This is a genomic window from Micromonospora sp. NPDC048040, assembly GCF_055587185.1.
In genome coordinates this window covers 38,588-45,829 of the sequence record NZ_JBVJGT010000054.1, presented here as the reverse complement: position 1 = coordinate 45,829, position 7,242 = coordinate 38,588, and the positions used below count along the sequence as shown (strand labels likewise).

Annotated in this window: 8 protein-coding genes; 3 read left to right on the top strand and 5 right to left on the bottom strand. The window is 75.5% G+C overall.

What is annotated here, in order from left to right; all coding sequences use genetic code 11:
* Positions 1-98: 98 nt before the first annotated feature.
* From ACZ6O2_RS30560 to proB, 5 genes are all read right to left on the bottom strand, one after another.
* Positions 99-593: a WXG100 family type VII secretion target gene (locus ACZ6O2_RS30560; RefSeq protein ID WP_350711618.1), complete on the bottom strand. Its 495-nt coding sequence runs from the start codon at positions 591-593 to the stop codon at positions 99-101.
* Positions 594-614: 21 nt separating this feature from the next.
* On the bottom strand, positions 615-938 hold the full coding sequence (locus tag ACZ6O2_RS30555; RefSeq protein ID WP_350711616.1) for a WXG100 family type VII secretion target: 324 nt from the start codon (positions 936-938) through the stop codon (positions 615-617).
* A gap of 3 nt (positions 939-941) precedes the next feature.
* A complete protein-coding gene (locus ACZ6O2_RS30550; RefSeq protein WP_466025305.1) occupies positions 942-1,340 on the bottom strand; it encodes a YbaB/EbfC family nucleoid-associated protein in 399 nt (132 codons plus the stop codon).
* A gap of 75 nt (positions 1,341-1,415) precedes the next feature.
* On the bottom strand, positions 1,416-2,660 hold the full coding sequence (locus tag ACZ6O2_RS30545) for a glutamate-5-semialdehyde dehydrogenase (protein ID WP_466025304.1): 1,245 nt from the start codon (positions 2,658-2,660) through the stop codon (positions 1,416-1,418).
* A gap of 11 nt (positions 2,661-2,671) precedes the next feature.
* Complete coding sequence (gene proB / locus ACZ6O2_RS30540) at positions 2,672-3,829, bottom strand: glutamate 5-kinase (protein ID WP_466025303.1); 1,158 nt, start codon at positions 3,827-3,829, stop codon at positions 2,672-2,674.
* Between the two features lie 13 nt (positions 3,830-3,842).
* Between proB and ACZ6O2_RS30535 the strand changes: the two genes are divergently transcribed.
* From ACZ6O2_RS30535 to ACZ6O2_RS30525, 3 genes are read left to right on the top strand one after another with little or no spacing between them, the layout of a single operon-like run.
* Positions 3,843-4,157 carry an MGMT family protein gene (locus ACZ6O2_RS30535; RefSeq protein ID WP_350711609.1) on the top strand — a complete coding sequence of 105 codons (315 nt, stop codon included), beginning with the start codon at positions 3,843-3,845 and terminating at the stop codon, positions 4,155-4,157.
* Positions 4,158-4,189: 32 nt separating this feature from the next.
* The gene (locus ACZ6O2_RS30530; RefSeq protein WP_466025302.1) at positions 4,190-5,704 is read left to right on the top strand and encodes an MFS transporter; all 1,515 of its coding nucleotides are present in this window, start codon (positions 4,190-4,192) and stop codon (positions 5,702-5,704) included.
* Positions 5,701-7,209: a pyridoxal phosphate-dependent decarboxylase family protein gene (locus ACZ6O2_RS30525; protein WP_466025301.1), complete on the top strand. Its 1,509-nt coding sequence runs from the start codon at positions 5,701-5,703 to the stop codon at positions 7,207-7,209. Before ACZ6O2_RS30530 ends, ACZ6O2_RS30525 begins: the two co-directional genes overlap by 4 nt.
* Positions 7,210-7,242: the final 33 nt, after the last annotated feature.

Below are 7,242 nucleotides of genomic sequence, written 5' to 3'. Positions count from 1 at the left end.
CCGCCTTGGCGGTGCGGAACACGTCGGCGTTCTCCAGGTACGCCGAGACGATCTTGGCGCCCTTCGGCTGCGTCTGCCGGGTCGGCGTGGTCCGCTTCTTAGCCATTGAGGACCATGTCCACGGCCATGCCGATCAACTGGTCGATGATCAATCCGGTGATCATCTTGAAGATCGGGATCTGTAGCAGCGACGCGCCGAAGGTGACCGCCGCCGTGGCGATCGCCTGGGCGATCTGGATCGCCAGCACGATCAGCTGGATGATCACGTTGATCTTGAGGACGAGCACCACGCCCGCGGCGGCCATCAGGCCGATCCCGATGACGGTGGCCGGGTTCGCGGCGTCGGCGATGTTGCGGGCCGCCGACTCCTTGTCGGTCCACTCGCTGGCGAAGGCGGTGAAGCTCTCGCCCCGGTTGGTGTCCAGCACCGTCCGCGCCGCCGACTCCAACTGGGCGACCGAGCCGTTGACCCGGTCCGCCATGCCGGTCCACTCGCCGGCGAGCTGGAAGATGGCCGTCTCGTCGGACTCCGGCCAGTCGTATCCGAGCATCGACAGCAGGGACGCCAGCTCACCCGGGAGCGTCAGACCCACGGTGACTCCTCTCTTCCGGGCTCAGCCCAGCTTGCCGAGGATCGAGCGGAACGCCTCGGAGACGTTGTCCTCCACGGCCTGGTAGCCGTCCGCCATGCCACGCAGGCTCTCGGCGTACGACTCCAGTTCGGTGATGTTGGTGCCCAGGCACTCGGCGACCGCCTCCACGCACGCCTGGTGCGCGACGCCGAGCAGCATGCCGATGTCGTCACCGCCGAACGCCTGCTCGTACCCGGCCACCGCGGCCTGGAAGGACTCGAAGGTCTGGCGCACGCTCTCCTTGGCCTCGCCGAGCTGCTCAGCGCCCCGGCGCAGCGCGTCGATGTCGACGTCGAGGGGTTCCACGGCTCAGCTCCGCTGCTGGAGCTTGCGCATGTTCTCGCTGATCGCGAGGCTCATCTCCCGCATCTGCCGCAGGCCCTGGTCCTGGATCCGCTCCAGGGTGGCGGTCATCGCGGCCAGGTCGGGCATCGGCGCGGCGTCGACCGCCGGCTCCTGCCCGTCGAGGGCGGCGTTCACCGCCCGGCGCAGCTCCCCGGCGAGGTGTTCCGAGCCTTCGCGGAGCACCCGGGGGTCGATCTCGATCGCGCTGATCCGCCCGTCGGTGCCGAGGGTGACCCTGATCCGCCCGTCGGCGGCCTCTCCCACCGACTCCGCCCGCTCCCGGGGGACAGCGTTGCGGGAGGCGTCCCGCAACGCGGCCCGCGCCTGCGTCAGTTGCTGCTCCAGGGCACCGTCATCCAGCATGCCTCGCCTCCCCCGCGGCGGCCGTGCCAACCGGACCCAGCCTAGCGATCCGGCGCAACTCTCCACTACGGAGGCTCAGCCGCGCAGGTGGCCGTCCCCGGTGACCACGTACTTGGTGGAGGTCAGCTCGGGCAGGCCCATCGGGCCGCGGGCGTGCAGCTTCTGCGTGGAGATGCCGATCTCGGCGCCGAAGCCGAACTCCCCGCCGTCGGTGAACCGGGTCGAGGCGTTGACCATCACGGCCGCCGCGTCCACCCGGGCCACGAACTCCCGGGCGGCGGTGGCCGAGTCCGTGACGATCGCCTCGGTGTGCCCCGTGCCGTACCGCCGGATGTGCGCGACCGCCGCGTCGAGCGAGTCGACGACGGCGACCGAGATGTCCGCGGAGAGGTACTCGGTGGCGAAGTCCTCGTCGGTGGCCGGCACCACGGCCGGCGAGTGGGCCGCGACGCGGTCGTCGCCGTGCACGGTCACGCCCGCGTCGGCGAACGCGGCCAGCACCGGCGGCAGGAAGGCGTCGGCCACCGCCGCGTGCACCAGCAGCGACTCGGCCGTGTTGCAGGTGGACAGCCGCTGCGTCTTGGCGTTCAGCGTGATCGCGACCGCCTTCGCCAGGTCGGCGGCGGCGTCGACGTAGACGTGGCAGTTGCCGACGCCGGTCTCGATGACCGGCACCGTCGACTCCTCCACCACGGTGCGGATCAGGGACGCGCCGCCGCGCGGGATCAGCACGTCGACCAGGCCACGGGCGCGCATCAGCTCCTTGACCGAGTCACGGGTGCTGGCGTCGAGCAGTTGCACCGCGTCCGCCGGCAGACCCGCGCCGGAGACGGCGTCGCGCAGCACCGCGACCAGGGCGGCGTTGGAGTGCGCCGCCGACGAGGAGCCGCGTAGCAGCGCCGCGTTGCCGGACTTCAGGCAGATGCCGGCGGCGTCGACGGTCACGTTCGGCCGGGCCTCGTAGATGATGCCCACCACGCCGAACGGCACCCGGACCTGGCGCAGCTCCAGCCCGTTGGGCAGGGTCGAACCGCGGACCACCTCGCCCACCGGGTCCGGCAGCGCGGCCATCTGCCGCAGCGCGTCGGCGATGCCCGCCACCCGCCCCGCGTCGAGGGCGAGCCGGTCCAGCACGGCCGCGCTCAGCCCGGCCGCGCGCCCGGCCGCCAGGTCCGCCTCGTTCGCCGCCAGGATCTCCGGCGTACGCGCCACCAGCGCGTCGGCCATCGCGACCAGCGCGGCGTCCTTGGCCGTACGCGTGGCGACGGCCAGCGCCTCCGCCGCCGTACGCGCCCGCCGGGCCTGCTCGCTCACGCTCATCGCCGCACTCCTCACAACAGCACGAGGTCGTCGCGGTGGACGACCTCCCGTTCGTACGCCGGGCCGAGCGCCGCGGCGAGTTCCGAGGTCGACCGGCCGAGCAGCCCGGGCAGCTCGACCGCGTCGTAGTTGACCAGCCCCCGGGCGACCGGCGCGCCCTCGACGTCCACCAGGTCGACCGGGTCGCCGGCGGTGAACGCCCCGTCCACGGCCGTGATCCCGGCGGGCAGCAGCGACTTGCGCCGGCCCACCACCGCGGCGACCGCGCCCGGGTCGAGGTGCAGCCGCCCCCGGGGCGAGGTGGCGTGGGCCAGCCAGAAGAGCCGGGCCGCCGGGCGCCGGCGGCTCGGGTGGAACAGGGTGCCGACCGGCTCGCCGGCCAGCGCCGGGGCGGCCAGCGGCGCGGCGGTCAGCACCACCGGGATGCCGAAGCCGGTGGCGATCCGGGCGGCCTCCACCTTCGTCACCATGCCGCCCGTGCCCACCCCGGCCCGCCCCGCGCCGCCGATGTCGACGCCACTGAGGTCCCGCTCGTCGCGCACCTCGCTGATCCGGCTGGAGCCCGGGCGGGTGGGGTCGCCGGTCCAGAGGGCGTCCACGTCCGAGAGGAGCACCAGCAGGTCGGCGTGGACCAGGGCGGCGACGAGGGCGGCCAGCCGGTCGTTGTCGCCGAACCGGATCTCCTCGGTGGCCACCGTGTCGTTCTCGTTGACGATCGGCACCGCCCGCAGGTCGAGCAGCTTGCGCAGGGTGCGGTACGCGTTGCGGTAGTGCGCCCGCCGGGTCACGTCGTCGACGGTGAGCAGCACCTGCCCGACGGTCAGCCCGTGCCGGGCGAAGGCGGTCGCGTACCGGCCGATGAGCAGGCCCTGCCCGACGCTGGCGGCGGCCTGCTGGGTGGCCAGGTCGCGCGGGCGCCGGGCCAGCCCGAGCGGGGCGAGGCCGGCGGCGATCGCGCCGGAGCTGACCAGCACGACCTCACGGCCGTCGGCGGCGAGCGCGCCGAGGGTGCCGACGAGCGCGTCGACCCGCCCGTCGTCCAGCCCGCCGGCGGCGGTGGTCAACGAGGAGGATCCGATCTTGACGACGACCCGTCGGGCCGCCGTGACTGCGTCGCGCACCCGCCTATTCTGCGTGGTCGGTGCGGGTGCGCCCCGTCGCGTTCTCATATCGTGGCGGCTCGTGAGACCTGACGAGTACGTCGAGGCGGTGCTGGAACTGGTCGAGCGGATCCCGCCCGGCCGGGTGATGTCGTACGGGGCGGTCGCCGACGCGCTGGCCGAGCGCTCGGGGCGGGCGTCGGCCCGGCTGGTCGGCTCGATCATGGCCCGGCACGGCGGCGGGGTGCCCTGGCACCGGGTGGTGAACGCGGCCGGCCGCCTGCCGCCCGGGCACGAGCGGGAGGCGCGGGCCCGGCTGCGTGCCGAGGGCACGCCGCTGCGCGGCGACGGGGTGGACATGCGGGCGGCGGGCTGGTCCCCGGAAGAGGGGATGTGACCAACGCCATAACGTGAGTAACATTCGGCCCCATGGACGCGCCGCCGGGTGGAGCCGGCTCCCCGGGCGTGGCCGCGCCGGCCGTCCCGGTGCCGCCGGCCGCCGGCCCGCCCGCGTCGGGTGGGGCCGGGCTGCCGCGCCGGGTGCACGCGGGGTACGCGCTCGGGTCGCTGGCCACCGGCGCGTTCGGCACCGTGCCCGGGCTGCTCCTGCTGCCCTACCTGACCGACACCCTCGGGGTCGCGGCGGGCGCGGCCGCCCTGCTGGTGCTCCTGCCGAAGGCGTGGGACGTGCTGGTCAACCCGGTCGCCGGCCGCGTCTCCGACCGCACCCGGTCGCGCTGGGGCGCCCGCCGGCCGTACCTGCTGGGCGCCGGGGTGGCGCTCGGTGTGTTCTTCGCCGCCATCTTCGCCGCGCCGTTCGGGGCCGGGCCGGCCGCCGGCGCGTACGTCGCCGTCGCGTTCCTCGCCACCGCCACCGCCTTCGCCTTCTTCCAGGTGCCGTACGTGGCGATGCCGGCCGAGCTGACCGGCGACTACGCGGAACGTACCCGGCTGATGAGCTGGCGGATCGCGGTGCTGGCGCTGGCCATCCTCGTCTCCGGCGCGGTGGCCCCGCTGGTGCGCGACGCCGGCGGCGGTGGCGTCGCGGGGCACCGCTGGATGGGGCTCTTCGTCGCCGGGCTGATCGTGGCCGGCGCGCTCGGCGCGTTCCTCGGCACCCGGTCCGCTCCCGAGGGCACGGTGGGGGCGAGCGAGCCGACGCTGCGCGCCCAACTCGCCGTCGCCGGGCGTAACCGGCCGTTCCGGGCGCTGCTGCTCTGCTTCGTGGTGCAGTCCGCCGGGGTGGCCACGATCCTCGCCGGGGTCAACTACTTCGCCGACCAGATCCTGCGCGACCCCGAGGGCGGGCCGACCGTCCTGTTCGCCTGCTTCGTCGGGCCGGCGCTGCTGGTGATGCCGGTCTGGACCCGGGTCGGCGCGCGGGTCGGCAAGTTGACCGCCCTGGTCGCCGCGTCGCTGATCTTCGCGGCGGGCGCGCTGGCCCTGGTCGCCGCGCCGGTGCTGCCGGGGGCGGCGGTCTACCTCCTGGTCGCGCTGGTCGGCGTCGGGTACGCGGGCCAGCAGGTCTTCGCCCTCGCCATGCTCCCGGACTGCATCGCGTACGACACGGCGCGCACCGGCCGGCGGCAGGCCGGCGTGTTCACCGGCCTCTGGACGGCGGGGGAGACCCTCGGGCTGGCCCTCGGTCCGGGCATCTTCGGCCTCGTGCTCCAGCTCAGCGGCTACGTCTCCTCCGACACCGGCACCGCCGCCGCCCAGTCCGACGGCGCCCGCCTCGGCATCCTGCTCGGCTTCACCGTCCTGCCCGCACTCCTGGTGGCCCTGGCCGTCCTCCTCCTCCGCCCCTACGACCTCACCCCCGCCCGCCTCGCCGAAGCCGAGGCCCAGGCCGAGGCCCAGGCCGCCCCCCGCCCCGCCGTCGAGGCGGTCGCGGCGGGGACGAAAGCCGCTGAACCCCACGGAAAGGGCACCACGACTCCATGATCGACGAGAGGCCGGGCCGGAGCGCGCTGCCCGGGAGCGGGGTGCCCGTCGAGCGGGTGCTGGCCGAGCTGCGGGCGCTGCGGAGTGCCGACCGGCCCACGCACGGGGGGCTGCTCTTCGCGTACGTCTACGACCCGGCGGTGCCGGGGCTGGACGAGCTGGCCGCCGCCGCGCACGCCGGGAGCGCGCACGTCAACGGGCTCGACCCGACCGCCTTTCCGTCGCTGCTGGCGATGGAGAACGCGCTGGTCGGCGCGGCGGCCCGGCTGCTCGGTGGCGGCCCGGGCGGCGCCGCGCCGGACGCCGTCGGCAGCGTCACCAGCGGCGGGACGGAGTCGCTGATCCTGGCCGTGAAGGCCGCCCGGGACGCCCACCCGGAGATCGCCACGCCCCGGATCGTGGTGCCGGCCAGCGCCCACGCCGCGTTCGCCAAGGCGGCGCACTACCTGCGGGTCGCGGTGGACCCGGTGCCCGTCTCGGCGGCCACGCTCCGGCCCGCCGCCGCCGACGTGGCCGCCGCCATCGGCCCGGAGACCGTCCTCGTGGCCTGCTCCGCCCCCTCGTACGCGCACGGCGTCGTCGACCCGGTCACCGAGATCGCCGGGGCGGCCGCCGAGGCCGGGGTTCGCTGCCACGTCGACGCCTGCTTCGGCGGCTGGACCCTGCCGTACCTGCGCCGGCTCGGGGCGCCCGTGCCGCCGTTCGACTTCGCCGTCCCCGGGGTCACCTCGATCTCGGTCGACCTGCACAAGTACGCGTACGCCCCGAAGGGGGTGTCGGTGCTGCTGCACCGCGACCCGGCGCTGCGCGCCCCGCAGTACTTCGCGTACGCGGACTGGCCCGGCTACACGATGGTCAACCCGGTCATCGCCTCGACCCGCTCCGGCGGCCCGATCGCCGCCGCGTACGCCACCCTGCGGCACCTCGGCGACGACGGCTACCTGCGGCTCGCGGCGGCGACGCGGGACGCCGTGGCCGGGCTGGCCGACGCCGTCCGCGCGGTCGACGGGCTGCGGCTGATGGCCGAGCCGGAGTCGACCGTCGTCTGCTTCACCGCCACCGAGCCGGGGCTGGACCTCTTCGTGCTGGTCGACGAGCTGACCGCCCGGGGCTGGCACACCCAGCCCCAGCTCGCGTACGCCGACCTGCCGCCGAGCGTGCACCTGACCGTGACCGCCGCGGTGGCGCCCCGGGTGGCCGAGTTCGGCCCGGCCCTGGCCGACGCGGTGGCCGCCGCCCGGGCGGCCGGGCCGGTCGCACTCCCCGGCGAGCTGCTCGCCCTCGCCACCACGCTGACCCCCGACGCGCTCACCCCGGACCTGGTCGCCGGACTGGCCGCGGGGCTGGGCCTGGGCGACCCGGCCCCGACCGGCGCGGACGCCCCGGCGAGCCCGGTGCCGGGGCGGACGGCGGTGGTGAACACGCTGCTCAACGCCGCGCCGCCCGCGCTGCGGGAACGCCTGCTCGTGGAGTTCGTCGGCCTGCTGCAACGCCCGACCTGGTGACCGGCGGCGGCGCCCGTGCCGCCGCCGGTCACC

Excerpts from the sequence above, each read along its gene's own strand:
- ACZ6O2_RS30550 (WP_466025305.1), bottom strand. The coding sequence starts at position 1,340 with ATGCTGGATGACGGTGCCCTGGAGCAGCAACTGACGCAGGCGCGGGCC.
- ACZ6O2_RS30525 (WP_466025301.1), top strand. The coding sequence starts at position 5,701 with ATGATCGACGAGAGGCCGGGCCGGAGCGCGCTGCCCGGGAGCGGGGTG.
- ACZ6O2_RS30545 (WP_466025304.1), bottom strand. The coding sequence starts at position 2,660 with ATGAGCGTGAGCGAGCAGGCCCGGCGGGCGCGTACGGCGGCGGAGGCG.
- proB (WP_466025303.1), bottom strand. The coding sequence starts at position 3,829 with ATGAGAACGCGACGGGGCGCACCCGCACCGACCACGCAGAATAGGCGG.
- ACZ6O2_RS30530 (WP_466025302.1), top strand. The coding sequence starts at position 4,190 with ATGGACGCGCCGCCGGGTGGAGCCGGCTCCCCGGGCGTGGCCGCGCCG.